This window comes from Neisseria dentiae, from assembly GCF_024580525.1.
Taxonomy (GTDB): Bacteria; Pseudomonadota; Gammaproteobacteria; order Burkholderiales; family Neisseriaceae; genus Neisseria; species Neisseria dentiae_A.
Window position 1 is genome coordinate 91,472 of record NZ_JANIKQ010000006.1, and the last position, 16,548, is coordinate 108,019.

Sequence of the window (16,548 nt, forward strand, 5' to 3'; positions counted from 1 at the left end):
AAGCATATGAAGCAGTTGCACATGTTTTATCTCGGCGGCAACGCAGGCCGCTCGAACATCGAAGTACACGACATCCAGTTTGCCGTATGCAGCGATTACCGCGAAGCCGTGCCCGAATTGAAAGCCGCCTGGTTCGGCGATACGGATAAAATCCATATCGACGGCTGGCGGGTTGTGGATTGGGCGGACGGCTACGATGTCAAACTGTCGGACAGGCCGTCTGAAAGCCCGCTGCGCTTGTATTTTGTGAATGTCGGCGGCTACGTCGCAGGCCGATTGGCGGAAGCGCACGCCTTTGATTTATTTGTGGCGGAAAACGCCGGCGAAGCCAAACAGAAAGCCCTGCAAAAACTGCTGCCCGATTATCTGCACCAACACAAAGACAACCTGAAAGATGTCGATAACCTGTTGGAACTAAACGAAATCGGCGGCTTTTACATCCGCTTGGAAAGCAATCCTGACGGCAAGGCCGCCGAGATCGGTTTCCAAGGTTATCTGCCGATTTAATTCCACCATCAGAACATTAAAAAATGCCTGTCTGAAAAAGTTCAGACAGGCATCCGCAAGCCGCCTATGAAAATCACCAAAATCTTCACCTTCGATTCCTCCCATATGCTCGACGGCCACGACGGCAAATGCCAAAACCTGCACGGCCACACTTATTCGCTCGAAATCACCGTTTCAGACAGCCTGATCGAAGCAGGCGCCAAAGCGGGCATGGTAATGGATTTCGCCGACTTGAAAACCATTGTCAAACAAACCGTTATCGAGCCGTTCGACCATGCCTTCATCTACCACGGCGGCAACGCGCGCGAAAGCCAAATCGCCGCCTTGCTGGAGGGCTGGCAGATGAAAACCCTGCGCCTAAACCGCCGCACCACCGCCGAAAACCTGAGCGTGGAAATTTACGGCCGTCTGAAAACCGCCGGCCTGCCCGTGTGCAGCGTCAAACTGTGGGAAACGCCCGCCTCGTGCGCCGAATATGAAGGAACTAAACCATGCAAACCTTAGCAACCGTATTGGCCTTAATCGTGGCCGCCGAACATTTTTATATTATGTATCTCGAAATGTGCAAAATCCCCAGCCCGCAAACCGCGCGCATTTTCGGCCTGCCCGAGGAATTTATGCAGCAAAAGCGCGTGCAGGTGATGTTCAGCAACCAAGGGCTGTATAACGGCTTTCTGGCCGCCGGCATCGTATGGGCGCAGTTTTTCGCGCCGGAAAACGCCGGCACCGAAGCCACCTTGCTGTTTCTCGGCTTCGTGATAACCGCCGCCCTTTGGGGAGCCGTTACCTCAAACAAAGGGATTCTCATCAAACAGGGCTTGCCCGCACTGTTGGCGTTTCTGGCCGTGTGGGGCGCGGCATGACCGAAATCCGCCCCGAAAACCCCGCATACCGCATCGTCGAAATTTTCGAGAGCCTGCAAGGCGAAGGCTACAACACCGGCATGAGCGCCGTGTTTATCCGCTTGGGCAAATGTAATCTTGCCTGTGCCTGGTGCGACACCGATTACCTCACGTTCACGATGATGAGCCTGGCGGATATTTTAGGCCGTCTGAAAAGTTATACCGCCCGCAACATCATCATCACCGGCGGCGAGCCGACCATACAGCCTCATTTGGAAGTGTTGCTCGATGCCTTGAAATCGGCCGGCTACCGGCTGTACATCGAAACCAACGGGTTGAATCCCGCGCCGCCGCAAATCGATTATGTGGCCGCCAGCCCGAAAGCCTGCTATGCGGCCAAGTATGAACAGCAGTGCATCAAACAGGCGGACGAAGTGCGCATTGTGGCCGATGGTAACGTGCTGGCGTTTTGCGCGGCGATGGAGCAGAAAATCCGTGCCGAGCATTATTATCTTTCGCCCTGCGAGCAAAACGGCGAAATGAATATCTACGACACCATCCGCCAAATCGGCCTGTTAAACAGCCGCCCCGATGCCGCCGTGCATTGGCAATTGAGCGTGCAGACGCACAAATGGGCGGGGATTGAATAGGGCGGCGGAAAAAACAGGCCGTCTGAAACACCCGATCGCCGTCATACTCGGGCTTGACCCGAGTATCTTATTGATTGGAAAGAAACAGCAGATATTTGCATCCGACCCGGGTGTAATGGTAAATAATTTTTAGCGGTGTTTTTTTGAATTTAAAAAAGTATCAGGCCGTCTGAAACCCTTCAGACGGCCTGTTTATCCACCATGCCCCGCTTCAATCCAGCAACAAAGCATCGTCCGACACTTTCTCGCCGCGGGTCTGCTCGAACAAATCCAGCAGATCGGGCACATCCATGCCCGCGCGCTGCTCTCCCGCAACGTCCAGCACCACTTTGCCGCGGTGCAGCATAACGGTGCGGCTGCCGTGGTCGAGGGCTTGGCGCATGGAATGGGTAACCATCATCGCCGTCAGTTTGTTTTCGGCGATAATCTGGTCGGTCAGCTCCAGCACGAAAGCGGCGGTTTTCGGGTCGAGTGCGGCGGTGTGTTCGTCGAGCAGCAGGATTTTGCTCGGCTGCAAACTGGCCATCAGCAGGCTCACAGCTTGGCGCTGGCCGCCCGAAAGCAGGCCGATGCGGTCGGTGAGGCGGTTTTCCAAACCGAGTTTCAACACGGCGAGCTTTTCGCGAAACAGCTCGCGGTTGGCCTTGTTCAACGCAAACTTCAAGCCTCTCTTGCGGCCGCGCGAATACGCCAGCGCCATGTTTTCTTCGATGCTCAGCGCTTCGCAGGTGCCCGCCAGCGGGTCTTGGAACACGCGCGCCACCAAATGGGCGCGTTTGTGCGCGGGCAGGCGGGTAACGTCTTGGCCGTCGATACGGATGCTGCCGCTGTCCACCGGTAAATCGCCGCTGATGGCATTGAGAAAAGTGGATTTGCCCGCGCCGTTGCTGCCGATAACGGTAACGAATTCGCCGTCTCGGATATGCAGGCTCATGCCGCGCATGGCGGGGTTTTCAATCGGTGTGCCCGCATTAAAGGTTACTTTCAAATTATCGGCGCGCATCATGATGTGGTTTTCCTTGTAAGCGAGCGTTTAACCGCCGGCAGGCGCAGGGCGATAACCACCAGCACGGCGGTAATCAGGTTCAAATCGGTCGGGCGCACGCCCAAACTTTGCAGAAATTCGTTGCCCAAGGCAAAAGCAATCAGCAGGCGGTACACCAGCGCGCCCACGATGGCGGCCAGCGTGATAAAGATAATGCGTTTGCTGCTCAGCAGGTTCTCGCCGATAATCACCGCCGCCAAACCGATAACGATGGTGCCGATACCGCTGGCCAAATCGGCGCTGCCCGTGGTTTGGGCGAACAGCGCGCCGCCCAAAGCAATCAGGGCATTGGAAATCGCCATGCCGAGCACCACCATTTTCGAGGTGGCCACGCCTTGCGCCTTGGCCATACGTGCGTTTACGCCGGTGGCGCGCATGGCCAAACCGGTTTTGGTGTTGAAAAACCAATCGAGCAGCAGTTTGGCGACGACCACAAAGCCGGCGATAATCAGCGGCTGCACCCAAAACTGGTTGCTGAAATCGGCGGCCACAAACGGCTCAAACACGCTCGGTGCGCCGATCAGCGGAATATTGGGCGTGCCGCCGGTAATCCGCAGGTTAACCGAATACAGCGCCACCATCACCAAAATGCTGGCCAAAAGCGGCAGAATTTTCAACGACACGTTCAACCACGCCGTTATCATGCCCGCACAAGCGCCAGCCGCCGCACCGGCCAGGCAGGCCAGCCACGGGTTGACACCCGAACCCACGCATACGGCAAACACCACCGCGCCCAAAGGGAAGCTGCCGTCGGCAGTCAGATCGGGGAAATCGAGAATGCGGAACGAAATCAGCACGCCCAGCGCCACCAGCGCATAAATCAGGCCGGCTTCGATACCGCCGAAAAAAGCAATCAAGCTCATGTTTGGTCAAACTTTCTTTCAGGTTGCCTGTGTTTTCAGACGGCCGTCTGAAAACACAATCAGCCAACCTTTGCGGTTGGCCAATCGTTTATCAAACCGAATCAACCGGTTACTCTTGCACTTCTTTAGCCTGTTTAATCAGATCTTCCGGCAGGGTAATACCCTCGGCGGCGGCGTTCTTTTTGCTCAAAAACAGGTCTAAAGTTTCCATACGGGCCGACGGGATTTCGCCCGCTTTCTTACCATTTAAGATTTGGAACACCACATCGCCGGTTTTCTTGCCCAAATCATAATAGTTCACCCCCAAAGCGGCCACCGCACCGCGTTTCACGGAATCGGTATCCGAAGCAACCAAAGGTTTTTTCATTTCCACGGCGGCTTTATACATGGATTCGTAAGAAGAAACCACATTGTTGTCGAGCGAAGTGTAAATCAAATCGACTTTGCCGTTTAAGCTGCGCGCGGCGGTAAGCACGTCGGAAGAACGCTGCGCAGGAGCCGCCACCACATTGATGCCTTGAGGCGAGAGCTTGGCTTTAAGCTGATCCAGCACGATGGTGGAATTCACTTCACCCGGGCTGTACACATAACCCACGTTTTTCACCGCAGGCACGAGCTTTTTCATCAAATCGATTTGCGGTTCCAGCGGCAGCTCATCGGAAACACCGGTTACATTGGTGTTGGAAGCCTCCCAACCCGGCACCAGTTTCGCCGCCACAGGATCGGTTACGCCGGCATAAACCACGGGAATGGTTTTGGTAGCGGTCACCACCGATTGCGCGCTCGGTGTTGCAATCGCCACAATTACGTCGGGATTGCTGCCGGCGAATTTCTTGGCAATCTGCGCAGCATTCGCGGTGCTGCCTTGTGCACTTTGAAAATCAACCGTCAGGTTTTTACCCTCTTCGTAACCCTTGCTTTTCAATTCGTCAATCACTCCTTTGCGGACGGCATCCAAGGCTGGGTGCTCCACAATCGCCGTGATGGCTATTTTTTTATTGCCTGCCGCAACAGCGGTGCCCGACGCCGCAGGCGCGGCGGCTTGCTCGGCGGGAGAACAGGCAGCCAGCAGCAAGGCGGCCACGGTGCCTAAAACATATTTTTTTGCGGGTTGGTGGTTCATTGGAAGTTTTCCTTAATTGATAAAGCAGGTGCCTGGGCACGAACTGTGTAATGGTATTTTAATTTTTTTAAAAAATCACGGCCCGCGCCGGCGTGCGGTTGCAAATCCCCACACCAATAATAATTTAATATTTTAAAAAACAAATAATTTTTAAATTTAAATTTTAAAAAATTTTTTATACTTTCAATAAAAAATCAATTATGGATTTTTTTAAAGAAAAATATGGTTATCTGCCAATATATCGCACCACCTAGAATCCTGTGAAGCGGAATAATCTTGAAAACAATAAGGCAGGCCGCCGCAAACCAAACAATAAGGCCGTCTGAAAAAACTTTCAGACGGCCTTTATATGCGTTTGCAGGAATAATCTGATTACTTTCCCGACTGGCCGAGAAAATAGCCTGCCGCAATCAAAATAATCACAACAACCAAGATAACGCCGCCGGCAATCAAGGCTTTTTCATCTCTGAACCACGACATCCAGCGCGGAATACCGAGTTCTTTTTCCATTTTTTCTTCCAGCTCCGCACGCACTTGCTTGCGCAGGCGTTTTTCTTCGGCCAGCTTTTCCAGTTGCATACGGTGCGCGATTTCCTGCTGCTTCTTATGCTCGAAAGCCACTTTTTCTTCCCACTCGATGCGTTTGCGCGCGATAACGGCTTCGGTAGCGGTTGCAAAATGCAGACGGCAGGTGGGGCATTCCGCAGTTTCTTCAGGATTGTCTATCATGGTGCGGCACACCGGACATTGGTCGACGATGGGCTGAACCTTATCCTCCTCTTCGGTATCGTCGGGCATCAGCTCGAGCGAGTGGCGGATAATCACATCCAAACCCAGATAACTGAAATATTGCTGGGCGTTTTCGCGTTCGTCTTTGGTGCAGTTTTCCGCAATAATGGCCTGAGGACGTTCGGCCAATGCCTGAATCAGGTCATTGGCTTCATTTTCCGGCAGGTTGTCGAGCAGGCAGGCGTTGATACGCTCGCGGTCGATACCGGGCGGATAAGACACATAAACGTCATAAAATTTCTGTTGACTCATTATTTTTCCGTTAAATCTATTTCTGAAGCCTAGACTTCAAATTTCTAGCAATAATTTTTTTATTTTTATAAAAAACAAAATCTTAAAAATTCAGCCTCTTTGGATTATGAAAATACACGAGTATGCCGACATCAAGATTATGCAATTGTAGCAGTTTTGTCAGCTACCAACATACAAACGGTATTTATTTGCGATTAAATCAAACAGACACTAACGGCAAGGTTTCTGCACGGCAATTTTAACCTGTGCAGCCGATACGCATGATTTGAAAAAGTAATGCCGGCAATTATAAATTAAGCATGCGCACCTCTGCGAATTATTTTTCCCCTACGCCTTTAGACAGGCAAAAGAAATTGATTTAACACAAAGCCGAAACGCCAGCCCGCCCGGCCCTTGTTCTTGCTCGGGCGGGCCGGATTGCGGAAATCAAACGGAAAACGATGAACCGCAACCGCAGGTGGTGGTAGCGTTCGGATTGCGGATAACGAATTGCGAGCCTTGCAGGCTTTCGGTGTAGTCGATTTCGGCACCTACCAAATATTGGTAGCTCATGGGATCCACCAAAAAGGTTAAGCCGTTTTTTTCGATTTCGAAATCATCGTCGTTTTTGATTTCATCGAAAGTAAAGCCGTATTGGAAACCCGAACAACCGCCGCCGTTCACGAAAACACGCAGTTTCAAATCGGGATTGTTTTCTTCGGCGATTAAGTCGGCCACTTTGGCGCAGCAGCTTTCGGTAAAGATGATGGGTGTTTCTTCTGACATGATGTGCTTCCTTAGATTTGTGATAGTTTGCGGCTATTGTCGCGCAAACAGGCTGCTTAAGCAAGTTAGGGCGGCGGCCGGAATTTCAATATGTGGTAAAGCCGGTTAACGCCGTTTTTATCCACCGGTTCAATGGTAGAAAATACGGCGGCCGTCTGAAAACATGCGCTTTAACGCCAGCCTTGGAGGTTGCGTTCCACCAGCGCGGCCAGGGCATCTATCCATGCCGCGTCGGTGTTCAGACACGGGATATAACGGTATTGCCGCCCGCCTGCCTCGTGAAACTGCTCGCGGCCGGCTATGGCGATTTCTTCCATGGTTTCCAAACAGTCGCTGACAAAACCGGGGCAGAACACGTCTAAATCAAGCACGCCCTGCTTGGGCAGCCGGTCAAACAATTCCTGCGTACCCGGCCCCACCCATTTGGCCTTGCCAAACTGGCTTTGAAACGAAACGACATAATCGTTTTCACCGATAGACAAAGCTTTGGCCAACAGGCGCGCGGTTTCGTGGCATTCGTGCGGATAGGGGTCGCCGTCGTCGCTGTTTTTCTGCGGAATGCCGTGAAAACTCAGCATCAGTTTGCCGCCGCGCCCGTGCTGCGCCCAATAGGCTTCGATATGCTGCTTCATGGCGGCGATATAGCCTTCGTCGTTATAAAAACGCGACACGGTACGCACGCTCATTTGGTTGCGCTGCTGCAAAAGTTCACCAAATACTTTGTCGAGTGCCGCGCCCGTGCTGGAAGCGGCATACTGCGGGTAAAGCGGCACGGCCAGCACCTGCATCACGCCTTGCGCTTTCAGTTCGCGCAAAACCTGCGGCACGCCGGGGTTGCCGTAACTCATGGCGTGGCGCACGATAATATCAGGCAGCCGCTGCGCCAGCAGTTCGGCCTGCTTTTCCGTATAAACCGCCAGCGGCGAACCTTCGGGCAGCCACACTTTTTCATAACCGTGGGCGCTTTTTTTCGGACGCAGGGTCAGCACCACGCCGTGCAGTATCGGCTGCCATAACGGTTTGGGCAGCTCCACCACGCGCTTGTCCGACAGGAAATCGCGCAGGTAGGGTTTGACTGCGGCAGCCGTCGGCGCGGCCGGTGTGCCGAGGTTCATCAGCAGCACGGCGGTTTTGTTTTGCTGCCCGTAAGGCAGTGCGGGTTCGGGTAAAAAACTCGGCATGGTGTTTATCCTATCGTTTTTTCAGACGGCCTGTTTAAGTTTGGCGTATGCGGGCGTATTGCTATATTCCTATCAATACCTGATTAATACCTGGCAAAATTTTTCTGATGCTGAAGTGCGGCCCGCTAAGCTCAAGCCGTAAATGCCGCTCCGTTCCAAGCCTGTATGCCGCCGAGCAAAATGCCGTAGCGTATCAGTTTGCCCACCGTCAAAATCAGGCAGCATTTCCAAACATTCAGGCGCAGCCAGCCTGCCGCAATCGGCAGCCCGTCGCCCACAACAGGCACCCAGGCCAAAAGCAGCGTCCAAATACCGTATCGGTTCAGAAACTTAAATATTTTTTCAGACGGCCTTTTCTTATCGGGCAACAATCTGCCCATACCATACGATACAATACTGCCCGCCCCGTTGAAAAAGCCCGCCACCAGCCACGCACCCGACCAAGCTTCCGGATAGCGGAGCACAAAAGCGGTGAATACGGCTTCAGACGTGCCGGGCAGAATGGTGGCGGATGTGAAAGCAGATGCGGCCAAGGCGGCATAAAGCCAGAATAATTCCATAGCAGGCGGTCGGCACGGCAGAAAAATGCGTATTGTAATGCAAAGCACCCGGCCGACGACGGTTTTTTATACCGCCCCGCAACATTCCCATACCGTACTATGCCGTTAAACCGCCACAGCTGCCACCCGTATGCCGCTTGTTGACCTAATCCGTAGTTTTGTGAAAATAACCGAAATTTGTTCGGGTTTTTGTTAAAATCTGTGCCGCTTAAGATAGGCTTCGCAGCGAGGCCGTCTGAAACATAACCCGAACATAACTTGGCCACCCAAACCAAATCTGCAAATTTCAGCCACTTTTAGTTAAAAAAAGATAAGCAATGTTTGGTTTTACACAGGCAAGGTGTCGTATGAAAAGTTGAAACAAACCGGCTTACACAAAATGACAACGTAGTAAATATGCAACAAGGCACACCTTTAAAATCCGGCAAAAAAGCTCATCTGCCCGGCATGATAAAAACCGGCCTTCTGCCGGAAAGATTTAAAAAATCCGACAAAATTTGTTTTGAACTTTTTGTATTTAATAAAAATAACCCCGGTATTCCGCAAATATCAAGCGCGGGCGACTGCAACGGTTTGGCAGAAAACGGCGGTTTCTCCCGCTCGGAATACCCCAACAACCTTTATGCGGAAATTTAACCGTTTATCTAAAAAATAGTCACAATTGTAATTTGTTTGGCATAATTAGATTTGTTAAAAAATGTATTTTTTAGATAACTTATGAAACGACCGCTTTTTGTAACGGTTTTGGCCTGGTTTTTAATTGCCGCCCCTGCATTCAACATACTGGCCATGCTGGCAACCCGGCATAACCCCGAAATGCAGGAAATCATCCGCCATATCCCGTTTCCGATAGGCATTTATACTTCGGCCGCTTATTCGGAATCGGTGTTGAACATCGTTGCCGGTGCAGCCATGCTGCGTGCCAAAAACTGGGGACGCTGGCTGTATGTGATTTACGGCACGGCGGGTATCGTATTTAATCTGGCGGTATCGCCCGACCAGCCGATGCTGCTTTACGGAGTGGTGCTGTTTGCCTGCATCGTATATTTTTTGTTCCGTTCCCGTACCCATTTTTATTTTCAAACCTCCGGTGGAATAGGTAATGCGTAATCTGTTGAGTATGATATTTTTCTGTGGTGCTATTTTCTGTTTGTATATGCTGGGGCTGACCGCTTTTATCTCCACGCAAACGGTAGTGGACAAATGGTCGGCACTATTGGCCTTTTCGGCAGCGTCGGCCGTGCTGACGGCTGTCGGCCTGGCTATCGCCCGCTTCAAAAACTGGCGGCTGAAAACCGGCATGGTGCTGTTGTTTTCATGCCTGACTGTGTGCGGCGTGATGTTTGTGATTCTGGCCGCCCCTTCCACACCGGTTATTGCGGGTGCCGGCAACATTATGCAACTTAAGGATTTCGGCGACTATCAAACCGGCGGCACCACCCTGCTGCTGCTGCTGCTTGTATCGGGCGCTTTGGTAATCTGGCACACCCGCGTATCGAAACTGAAAGATAAAATCGCAGCGCTTAAACAGCGCGTGCAACGGCTTTAAATCTGTTTCGCCCAACCGAAAGGCCGTCTGAAAGCAAATTCCGCATTTGTTTTCAGACGGCCTGAACAATTTTGCAAAGACCCCTGCCTGTTATTATCGGTAACGGCTGTTTCAATTTCCGGTACGGCATTGCCGCGCCTTGCCGCGCCCATGCGGCAGCCTGCCTTCCGGTATCGAAAAATATTTATTGGCTATATACTTAACCCCCGCACCCATCAAATCATTAATATTATGAAAACCATTTTAATCACCGGCTGCTCCAGCGGCATCGGTTACGATACTGCCAAACAACTGCACGCGCTCGGCTGGCGCGTGTTCGCAACATGCCGCCGCTCCGAAGATGTCGAGCGCCTGCGCAGCGAAGGCTTAACCGACGCGCTGCAACTGGACGTTACCGATAGCCGCAGCATACAGGCCGCTTTCGACACCCTGCTGGCACAAACCGGCGGCAAGCTCGACGCCCTGTTCAGCAACGCGGGCTACGGCCAAGTCGGCGCGGTGGAAGACGTTCCGCGCGAAGCCCTGCGCGAGCAGTTTGAAACCAATGTTTTCGGCGCATGGGAATGTATCCGCCTGGCCATGCGAGTGTTCAGGCAGCAAGGCCACGGCAGGATTTTGGTGAACAGCAGCATTTTGGGCTTTTCGGCCATGCCTTGGCGCGGTGCCTACAACAGCACCAAATTCGCACTCGAAGGCATGTGCGATACGTTGCGCCACGAAACCTACGGCAGCGGCATTTTTGTCAGCCTGGTCGAACCCGGCCCGATCGCCACCCGCTTCCGCCCCAACGCCTTGAAAAAACTCCACCAATATATCGAAATCGAATCCAGCTTTCACGCCGAAAACTACCGCCGCCAGCTCAACCGCCTGGAAGCGGAAGGCGCGGTGGCACCTTTCACCATGTCGTCGCCCGATTGTGCCGCCGTGTGCGTCAAAGCCCTCACCGCCGACCGGCCCAAAGCACGCTATCTCGTTACCTTTCCCACCGTATTGTTTTGGTATCTGCGCCGCCTGCTGCCCATTTGGCTGCTCGACCGTATGCAACGCGGCGCCGTCGAAGGACAAGGCAAATGAACACGGTTTATCTTGCCTCAGGCAGCCCGCGCCGCCGCGAAATTCTCGAGAACCTCGGCTACACCGTTGCCCGCCTGCGCGTAGAAATCGACGAAACTCCTTACCTGCACGAAGCCGCCGCCGCTTATGTGGCGCGAATGGCGCTTGAAAAAAATGCCGCCGCCGTTGCTTATTGGCAGGCACAACACCCTTTTGCACCCGAATACCCGCTGCTGAGTGCCGACACCACCGTCGCACTGCACAACCACATTCTCGGCAAGCCCCAATCCGCAGACGATGCGGCCGATATTCTGCGCCGGCTTTCCGGCACCACCCACCAAGTATTAACGGCCGTATGCGTTTATTGGCAAGGCGACACCCGCGCGCTGATGCAGCAGAGCGACGTTACTTTCAAAACCTTGAGTGAAGCCGAAATCGCCGCCTATATCGCCAGCGGCGAACCCATGGACAAAGCCGGCGCATACGGCATTCAGGGTTTGGGCGGAATATTCGTGGAAAATCTGCGCGGCAGCTTTACCGGCGTGATGGGGTTGCCCGTGTTTGAAACCGTAACCTTGCTGAAAAGCTTGGATTTGGCCACGCCGCCTTTTCAGACGGCCTGAAAACCAAAATACCGGTTGCCGGTTTATCCCGAAAAAAAGGAAATGTAGAAGCCTTGCAAAAATACTTTAAGGCCGTCTGAAATGCTTAGATTCTGTCATTCCCGCGTAAGCGGGAATCCAGCTGAAAATATAAATATTGACTAAACAAACACTTGAGCATCAAACGTCTGGACTTCCACCTACGCGGAAGTAGCGCAGCGGACTTCCGAAGCCAATGACGATAAATAAGCTTTTTCTAGGGAGTTAGTCAGAATGCTTGTGAAACGGTTTTTGAGGAAAAATCCGCAGATGCAAGGCAAAAAGTGCAGCAAGATTGAACATCTTGCGAGCATTTTAGCTTCGCAAGTCCGCTACACTACCTAACGCCGCAGGTGTGGATTTTAACCAAAAATACCGCCGCAACGCTTTCTGACTACACTCCCTAGGTTTTGCAAAGGCCTCTTTTGCGATGTTTCTTGAATTTCGCAAAGGTTTCAGTCTGAGCAATCTATTGCAACTACAAAAAACCTAGGCCGACGAGATGTCGGCCTAGGTTTTTTTGGCGAAATATCCAACCGCACTAACCGATATTGTCGGCCATAGCCACCTGCTCGCTTTCCAGCTTTTTCTCCATCATCACAGCCAGTTGCGCGGCTACGCCCTGCTCGATTTTCGTCAAACTATCGGCATGGGCTTCGTGGTAGGCCTCTTCCAGCGCAAATGCAAAGCCGGCCGCATCGGTGCCACCGTGGCTTTTAATCACCACGCCGCGCAGGCCGAGAAAGATGGCGCCGTTGAAGCGGCGGGGATCGAATTTGTTTTTAAAACCTTTCAACGCCGGCATGGAAACCAGTGCGGCGGCTTTGGTGAACACATTGGCCTGAAATTCCTGCTTGATGGCGCCGCCCATAAACTTCACCGCGCCTTCTATGGTTTTCAGCACGATATTGCCCACGAAGCCGTCGGCCACAATCACATCGACCTTACCGGAAAACACCGCATTGCCTTCCACGTTGCCGACAAAATTCAGATTGCTTGCCTTCAGCAGCTTAAACGTTTGTTTAACGGTTTCGGTGCCTTTGATGTCTTCCGTGCCCACATTCAGCAAACCCACGCGCGCGCGGCCGTTTTCGGGATAAAGGGCTTGGTAGAGTTCGCTGCCGATAACGGCAAACTGCATCAATTGCTCTTCGGTGCAATCGACATTGGCGCCCAAATCCAGCATCAAGGTCATGTGGTCGTTGGAAGACGGCAGAAATTTGGCAATGGCGGGCCGCTCGATGCCGGGAATGGTTTTCAGCACGAAACGCGCCGTCGCCATCAGTGCGCCGGTATTGCCCGCTGACACGGCGGCCTGCGCCAAACCTTCTTTCACTTGGTTGATGGCGATGCGCATCGAAGAGTCTTTTTTGTTTTTCAACGCCAGCTGCGGAGCTTCGTCCATTTCCACCACTTGCGAGGCGTGCTGCACGGTGATGCGCTCCATCGGCGCATGGGCGGCGGCCAGCGCGGCTTTCACAAGCGCCTCGTCTCCCACCATAATCAGGTTCACGTTGCTCTGCCGGTTTAGAAAGGCCACGGCACCGGGAACGGTAACGTTCAATCCGGCATCGCCGCCCATAGCATCAACGGCCAAAGTAATCATTCATGTTTCTCCGTATGTTATACAAATGTTTCAGACGGCCTGATGTTCGGCCGCGAAACCTGCCGCTCACTCTGCGGCCTGCGCCGCCAGGCGGTTGTGCTCGTCGATATCTTCGGCATCCCACGGGTAGTTAATCCACCAGTCGGGCACAGTCAACCCGCTGAAATAAGGCATGTTTTCAGGCAGTTTACCTTGTTTTTCTTTGATTTTCTCATGCAAAACGGCAATGCCCACAGTGCCGAACTGCTCTTTGGCCAACTCGTTGAGGCAGAATTCGAGCGTAACACGGCTGTCGTCCACCTCGTCCACCACCAGTACGTTTTTACCGCGCAGGGTTTCGGGCATGGGGTCCAGCCATTGGATTTTTTTCACGCCGTCGGTTACCTGGCCTTCGTTATCGCTGTCGTAATAGGCGGTGGTAACGGCGTAAATCGGGATTTCCAGAAAACAGCGCAGAATCCGTGCGGGGATAAAACCGCCGCCGCCGATGGCTATCATGGCGTCGTAACGCACGCCCGATGCCTTGATTTTTTCTGCAAGCTGTTTGATAACGCGGTGGATATCGTCGTAGGTGTACCAGACTTTCTTTTTCATCATACAGATACCGGCAATGCCGCAGGCTCATACCTTCAAACAAGGTTTCAGACGGCCTGATTTATTGATATGTCAAATCTGCGGCGTTTAACGCAAAAAAGCCAGTAATTGCGGTTGGAAGGCAATCTTCTGGCTTTCGTTCATAATCGGGGGCGGTGCGGATTATTCGCCTTTGGCTTTCACCACTTTGCGGCCGCGGTACATGCCGTTGGGGGAAATGTGGTGCGGGCGGTGCACTTCGCCGGTAGCGCCGTCAACCGACAGGGCGGGCGCAGTCAGGGCATCGTGCGAGCGGTGCATACCGCGGCGTGAGGGGGATTTTTTGTTTTGTTGAACGGCCATTTCAAGCTCCTAAAATATAAAACTGTAAAACCGGGTCAGCGGCTGCTTTTCAGCCCTGCCAAAACGGCAAACGGGTTGGGTTTGTCTCGGTTGACCTCTTCGATAACGGCATTGCCGCAGTTTTCATGGCGCGGCGAAAACGGCAGGGCCATCAGGATTTGGTCTTCCACCAAAGTGCGCACGTCGAGCGTTTCTTCCGCCACCATGCCTTCCAAGTCTTCGTCGGAAAGCATGGCTTCGTCCAAACCGGCTTCGTCGCCGAACAACACGATACGGCCGGTTTCGTTGAAATCGAACGGCATCGGCTGCATACAGCGCTGGCACACCAGCGGCACGCTGCCGGTTACGCCCAAATCGAGAAACAAGCGCCCGAGACGGTCTTGCCCGCCTTTGAGCGTGAACAACACCTCGGCCTGTTTGTCGGCAAAATATTCGTGCGACCAAACGCGTTCGTCCAACTGGCTCAGCAAAAATCTGCCTTGCAGGCTCTGCTTTTCGGCGGCGAAAGCGGCGGGGTCAATCAAATTAAGGTCTGACATAAACGGGGTATGATATAATTTCGTTGCTTTAACGTCAATGTTTTTACACACATGAATGCAAATCTGCCGCTTATTTTAGGCTCGAGTTCGGTGTTCCGCCAAGCCCAGCTTCAACGCTTGGGCGTTCCGTTTCAGACGGCCAGCCCCGATTTCGACGAAACGCTCGTGCCCGGCGAAACCGCAGCGCAAACCGCCTTGCGCCTTGCCGTCGGCAAAGCCCGCTCGCTGGCCGGAAAATTTCCGCGCGCGCTGATTATCGGTGCCGACCAAGTAGCTTGGTGCAAAGGCCGCCAGCTCGGCAAACCGATGAACGTCGCAAACGCACAACAGATGCTGGCGCAATTGAGCGGGCAGCGTATCGAGTTTTACAGCGCGCTGTGCCTGCTCAACACCGTTTCAGACGGCCTGCACGCCCACGTTGATAAAACCGTGGTTACCATGCGCGCACTAACCGACGGGCAAATCCACCGTTATCTGGAACGCGAACCCGACGCCGTTTACTGCGCCGGCGCGGCCAAAAGCGAAGGCTTGGGCGCGGCGCTGCTGGAACGGATAGACAGCACCGATCCCAACGCCCTGATCGGTCTGCCGGTTTTCAAACTGGTGGAGTTTTTGGCGGCGGAAGGTGTGGAAGTTATTTAACAACAACAATCAGGCCGTCTGAAAATACTCTATTAAGCAGTTCGTTTTTCAGACGGCCTTAACAAATCAACCGTTTTACCAATAATACAAATACGCCCGAAACCATGCCTGCCATTCTCTATCTCATTCCCACCCCGCTCGGCGCGCCCGACACGCCCTGCCTGCTGCCGCACGAACAGGCGCAAATCATCGGTTTGACCGATTTCGTAGTCGAAGCCGAAAAAACCGCCCGCACCCACCTGAAACATTTGGGCATTACCACGCCGATACGCGAACTGAACCTGCAAACGCTCAACGAACACACCGACATCAAAACCCTGCCCGATTTGCTCAAACCGCTGCAAGAAGGCCGCAGCATGGGCATAGTCAGCGAAGCCGGCTGCCCCACCGTGGCCGACCCCGGCGCCAATCTGGTGGCGCTGGCGCACGAGCACGGCTTTGAAGTGCGACCCTTGATCGGTCCGTCCAGCCTGCTGCTGGCTCTGATGGCGTCGGGTGCCAACGGCCAGAATTTTGCATTCAAAGGCTACCTGCCGTCTGAAAAAAGCGAACGCATCCAAGCTTTAAAGGCATTGGAACAGCGTTCCCGCCAGCATAACGAAACCCAGCTGTTTATCGAAACGCCCTACCGCAACGACGCCCTGCTGGCCGATGCCGTCGAAACACTCTCCCCCGCCACCCGCCTATGCACCGCCAGCGATTTAACGCTGCCTTCGCAAACTATCATCAGCCAAACCGTGTCCGGCTGGCGCAAAAGCGGGCCACTGCCCAATCTGAAAAAACGCCCCACCATATTTGTTGTGCACGCCGCCTGACTTCCGCCCGCAATCACAACGGCAAAAGCGGCTGCCGGCAAAGCGCCCGTTAATTTTCGCCGCCCTATCTTGCCAAACGGAAATTCTTTACCTATAATGCGCAGCTTATTCGGAATGTAGCGCAGCCCGGTAGCGCACTTCGTTCGGGACGAAGGGGTCGGAGGTTCGAATCCTCTCATTCCGACCACAA

The 16,548-nt window shown here is 53.3% G+C and carries 22 protein-coding genes and 1 tRNA gene; 12 read left to right on the forward strand and 11 right to left on the reverse strand.

Annotated elements, in window-relative coordinates:
• Positions 1–6: 6 nt before the first annotated feature.
• From NQ012_RS05430 to NQ012_RS05445, 4 genes are all read left to right on the forward strand, one after another.
• Complete coding sequence (locus NQ012_RS05430) at positions 7–507, forward strand: DUF1543 domain-containing protein (protein WP_257066597.1); 501 nt, start codon at positions 7–9, stop codon at positions 505–507.
• A 66-nt stretch (positions 508–573) separates the two neighbouring features.
• A complete protein-coding gene (gene queD, locus NQ012_RS05435) occupies positions 574–1,011 on the forward strand; it encodes a 6-carboxytetrahydropterin synthase QueD (RefSeq protein ID WP_257066599.1) in 438 nt (145 codons plus the stop codon).
• Positions 999–1,370: a DUF1304 domain-containing protein gene (locus tag NQ012_RS05440; RefSeq protein ID WP_257066601.1), complete on the forward strand. Its 372-nt coding sequence runs from the start codon at positions 999–1,001 to the stop codon at positions 1,368–1,370. Before queD ends, NQ012_RS05440 begins: the two co-directional genes overlap by 13 nt.
• The gene (locus NQ012_RS05445; RefSeq protein WP_257066603.1) at positions 1,367–1,999 is read left to right on the forward strand and encodes a 7-carboxy-7-deazaguanine synthase QueE; all 633 of its coding nucleotides are present in this window, start codon (positions 1,367–1,369) and stop codon (positions 1,997–1,999) included. The genes NQ012_RS05440 and NQ012_RS05445 overlap by 4 nt, the downstream gene beginning before the upstream one ends.
• A gap of 211 nt (positions 2,000–2,210) precedes the next feature.
• Here NQ012_RS05445 and NQ012_RS05450 read toward each other — a convergent pair whose 3' ends face one another.
• The 7 genes from NQ012_RS05450 to NQ012_RS05480 form a co-directional block, all read right to left on the reverse strand.
• Positions 2,211–3,005 carry an ABC transporter ATP-binding protein gene (locus tag NQ012_RS05450; RefSeq protein WP_257066605.1) on the reverse strand — a complete coding sequence of 265 codons (795 nt, stop codon included), beginning with the start codon at positions 3,003–3,005 and terminating at the stop codon, positions 2,211–2,213.
• Positions 3,002–3,907 carry an ABC transporter permease gene (locus NQ012_RS05455; protein ID WP_257066607.1) on the reverse strand — a complete coding sequence of 302 codons (906 nt, stop codon included), beginning with the start codon at positions 3,905–3,907 and terminating at the stop codon, positions 3,002–3,004. The genes NQ012_RS05450 and NQ012_RS05455 overlap by 4 nt, the downstream gene beginning before the upstream one ends.
• Before the next feature lie 109 nt (positions 3,908–4,016).
• Positions 4,017–5,030: an ABC transporter substrate-binding protein gene (locus NQ012_RS05460; protein WP_257066609.1), complete on the reverse strand. Its 1,014-nt coding sequence runs from the start codon at positions 5,028–5,030 to the stop codon at positions 4,017–4,019.
• A gap of 372 nt (positions 5,031–5,402) precedes the next feature.
• Positions 5,403–6,074, reverse strand: a complete 672-nt coding sequence (locus NQ012_RS05465) for a hypothetical protein (RefSeq protein ID WP_373566637.1) — start codon at positions 6,072–6,074, stop codon at positions 5,403–5,405.
• 423 nt (positions 6,075–6,497) lie between these two features.
• Positions 6,498–6,836 (reverse strand): iron-sulfur cluster insertion protein ErpA, encoded by a 339-nt coding sequence (erpA, locus tag NQ012_RS05470; protein ID WP_085362710.1) that lies wholly within the window; start codon positions 6,834–6,836, stop codon positions 6,498–6,500.
• Positions 6,837–7,006: 170 nt separating this feature from the next.
• The gene (gene hemH / locus NQ012_RS05475) at positions 7,007–8,017 is read right to left on the reverse strand and encodes a ferrochelatase (RefSeq protein WP_257066612.1); all 1,011 of its coding nucleotides are present in this window, start codon (positions 8,015–8,017) and stop codon (positions 7,007–7,009) included.
• Between the two features lie 131 nt (positions 8,018–8,148).
• Positions 8,149–8,577: a YqaA family protein gene (locus NQ012_RS05480; RefSeq protein ID WP_257066613.1), complete on the reverse strand. Its 429-nt coding sequence runs from the start codon at positions 8,575–8,577 to the stop codon at positions 8,149–8,151.
• A 396-nt stretch (positions 8,578–8,973) separates the two neighbouring features.
• Between NQ012_RS05480 and NQ012_RS05485 the strand changes: the two genes are divergently transcribed.
• The 5 genes from NQ012_RS05485 (at position 8,974) to NQ012_RS05505 (ending at position 11,802) form a co-directional block, all read left to right on the forward strand.
• Entirely contained in the window at positions 8,974–9,213 is a 240-nt protein-coding gene (locus NQ012_RS05485) for a hypothetical protein (RefSeq protein WP_257066614.1), read from the forward strand.
• A gap of 81 nt (positions 9,214–9,294) precedes the next feature.
• Positions 9,295–9,687, forward strand: a complete 393-nt coding sequence (locus tag NQ012_RS05490) for a hypothetical protein (RefSeq protein ID WP_257066615.1) — start codon at positions 9,295–9,297, stop codon at positions 9,685–9,687.
• Positions 9,680–10,126: a hypothetical protein gene (locus tag NQ012_RS05495; protein WP_257066616.1), complete on the forward strand. Its 447-nt coding sequence runs from the start codon at positions 9,680–9,682 to the stop codon at positions 10,124–10,126. Before NQ012_RS05490 ends, NQ012_RS05495 begins: the two co-directional genes overlap by 8 nt.
• A 231-nt stretch (positions 10,127–10,357) precedes the next feature.
• Positions 10,358–11,200 (forward strand): SDR family NAD(P)-dependent oxidoreductase, encoded by an 843-nt coding sequence (locus NQ012_RS05500; RefSeq protein WP_257066617.1) that lies wholly within the window; start codon positions 10,358–10,360, stop codon positions 11,198–11,200.
• Positions 11,197–11,802 carry a Maf family protein gene (locus NQ012_RS05505; protein WP_257066618.1) on the forward strand — a complete coding sequence of 202 codons (606 nt, stop codon included), beginning with the start codon at positions 11,197–11,199 and terminating at the stop codon, positions 11,800–11,802. The genes NQ012_RS05500 and NQ012_RS05505 overlap by 4 nt, the downstream gene beginning before the upstream one ends.
• Positions 11,803–12,361: 559 nt before the next feature.
• On the opposite strand, the gene plsX is transcribed toward NQ012_RS05505, so the two are convergent.
• The 4 genes from plsX to NQ012_RS05525 form a co-directional block, all read right to left on the reverse strand.
• Positions 12,362–13,426 carry a phosphate acyltransferase PlsX gene (gene plsX / locus NQ012_RS05510; RefSeq protein ID WP_257066619.1) on the reverse strand — a complete coding sequence of 355 codons (1,065 nt, stop codon included), beginning with the start codon at positions 13,424–13,426 and terminating at the stop codon, positions 12,362–12,364.
• 66 nt (positions 13,427–13,492) lie between these two features.
• A complete protein-coding gene (locus NQ012_RS05515; protein ID WP_257066642.1) occupies positions 13,493–14,020 on the reverse strand; it encodes a phosphoribosyltransferase in 528 nt (175 codons plus the stop codon).
• Between the two features lie 162 nt (positions 14,021–14,182).
• Positions 14,183–14,362: a 50S ribosomal protein L32 gene (gene rpmF / locus NQ012_RS05520; protein ID WP_003785213.1), complete on the reverse strand. Its 180-nt coding sequence runs from the start codon at positions 14,360–14,362 to the stop codon at positions 14,183–14,185.
• A 35-nt stretch (positions 14,363–14,397) separates the two neighbouring features.
• On the reverse strand, positions 14,398–14,901 hold the full coding sequence (locus NQ012_RS05525) for a YceD family protein (protein WP_257066622.1): 504 nt from the start codon (positions 14,899–14,901) through the stop codon (positions 14,398–14,400).
• Between the two features lie 51 nt (positions 14,902–14,952).
• Between NQ012_RS05525 and NQ012_RS05530 the strand changes: the two genes are divergently transcribed.
• From NQ012_RS05530 to NQ012_RS05540, 3 genes are all read left to right on the forward strand, one after another.
• Positions 14,953–15,543, forward strand: a complete 591-nt coding sequence (locus NQ012_RS05530; protein WP_257066623.1) for a Maf family protein — start codon at positions 14,953–14,955, stop codon at positions 15,541–15,543.
• 104 nt (positions 15,544–15,647) lie between these two features.
• Positions 15,648–16,358 (forward strand): SAM-dependent methyltransferase, encoded by a 711-nt coding sequence (locus tag NQ012_RS05535; RefSeq protein ID WP_257066624.1) that lies wholly within the window; start codon positions 15,648–15,650, stop codon positions 16,356–16,358.
• Positions 16,359–16,468: 110 nt separating this feature from the next.
• A tRNA-Pro gene (locus tag NQ012_RS05540) sits at positions 16,469–16,545 on the forward strand.
• The last annotated feature ends 3 nt before the right edge of the window (positions 16,546–16,548 follow it).

Bases quoted from the DNA above. Each gene is read 5' to 3' on its own strand.
- NQ012_RS05500 (WP_257066617.1), top strand. From the start codon at position 10,358: ATGAAAACCATTTTAATCACCGGCTGCTCCAGCGGCATCGGTTACGAT.
- plsX (WP_257066619.1), bottom strand. From the start codon at position 13,426: ATGATTACTTTGGCCGTTGATGCTATGGGCGGCGATGCCGGATTGAAC.
- NQ012_RS05480 (WP_257066613.1), bottom strand. From the start codon at position 8,577: ATGGAATTATTCTGGCTTTATGCCGCCTTGGCCGCATCTGCTTTCACA.
- erpA (WP_085362710.1), bottom strand. From the start codon at position 6,836: ATGTCAGAAGAAACACCCATCATCTTTACCGAAAGCTGCTGCGCCAAA.
- NQ012_RS05515 (WP_257066642.1), bottom strand. From the start codon at position 14,020: ATGAAAAAGAAAGTCTGGTACACCTACGACGATATCCACCGCGTTATC.
- queD (WP_257066599.1), top strand. From the start codon at position 574: ATGAAAATCACCAAAATCTTCACCTTCGATTCCTCCCATATGCTCGAC.
- NQ012_RS05460 (WP_257066609.1), bottom strand. From the start codon at position 5,030: ATGAACCACCAACCCGCAAAAAAATATGTTTTAGGCACCGTGGCCGCC.
- NQ012_RS05445 (WP_257066603.1), top strand. From the start codon at position 1,367: ATGACCGAAATCCGCCCCGAAAACCCCGCATACCGCATCGTCGAAATT.
- NQ012_RS05430 (WP_257066597.1), top strand. From the start codon at position 7: ATGAAGCAGTTGCACATGTTTTATCTCGGCGGCAACGCAGGCCGCTCG.
- NQ012_RS05450 (WP_257066605.1), bottom strand. From the start codon at position 3,005: ATGATGCGCGCCGATAATTTGAAAGTAACCTTTAATGCGGGCACACCG.
- rpmF (WP_003785213.1), bottom strand. From the start codon at position 14,362: ATGGCCGTTCAACAAAACAAAAAATCCCCCTCACGCCGCGGTATGCAC.
- NQ012_RS05495 (WP_257066616.1), top strand. From the start codon at position 9,680: ATGCGTAATCTGTTGAGTATGATATTTTTCTGTGGTGCTATTTTCTGT.
- NQ012_RS05530 (WP_257066623.1), top strand. From the start codon at position 14,953: ATGAATGCAAATCTGCCGCTTATTTTAGGCTCGAGTTCGGTGTTCCGC.
- NQ012_RS05505 (WP_257066618.1), top strand. From the start codon at position 11,197: ATGAACACGGTTTATCTTGCCTCAGGCAGCCCGCGCCGCCGCGAAATT.
- NQ012_RS05490 (WP_257066615.1), top strand. From the start codon at position 9,295: ATGAAACGACCGCTTTTTGTAACGGTTTTGGCCTGGTTTTTAATTGCC.
- NQ012_RS05525 (WP_257066622.1), bottom strand. From the start codon at position 14,901: ATGTCAGACCTTAATTTGATTGACCCCGCCGCTTTCGCCGCCGAAAAG.
- hemH (WP_257066612.1), bottom strand. From the start codon at position 8,017: ATGCCGAGTTTTTTACCCGAACCCGCACTGCCTTACGGGCAGCAAAAC.
- NQ012_RS05535 (WP_257066624.1), top strand. From the start codon at position 15,648: ATGCCTGCCATTCTCTATCTCATTCCCACCCCGCTCGGCGCGCCCGAC.
- NQ012_RS05440 (WP_257066601.1), top strand. From the start codon at position 999: ATGCAAACCTTAGCAACCGTATTGGCCTTAATCGTGGCCGCCGAACAT.
- NQ012_RS05455 (WP_257066607.1), bottom strand. From the start codon at position 3,907: ATGAGCTTGATTGCTTTTTTCGGCGGTATCGAAGCCGGCCTGATTTAT.
- NQ012_RS05485 (WP_257066614.1), top strand. From the start codon at position 8,974: ATGCAACAAGGCACACCTTTAAAATCCGGCAAAAAAGCTCATCTGCCC.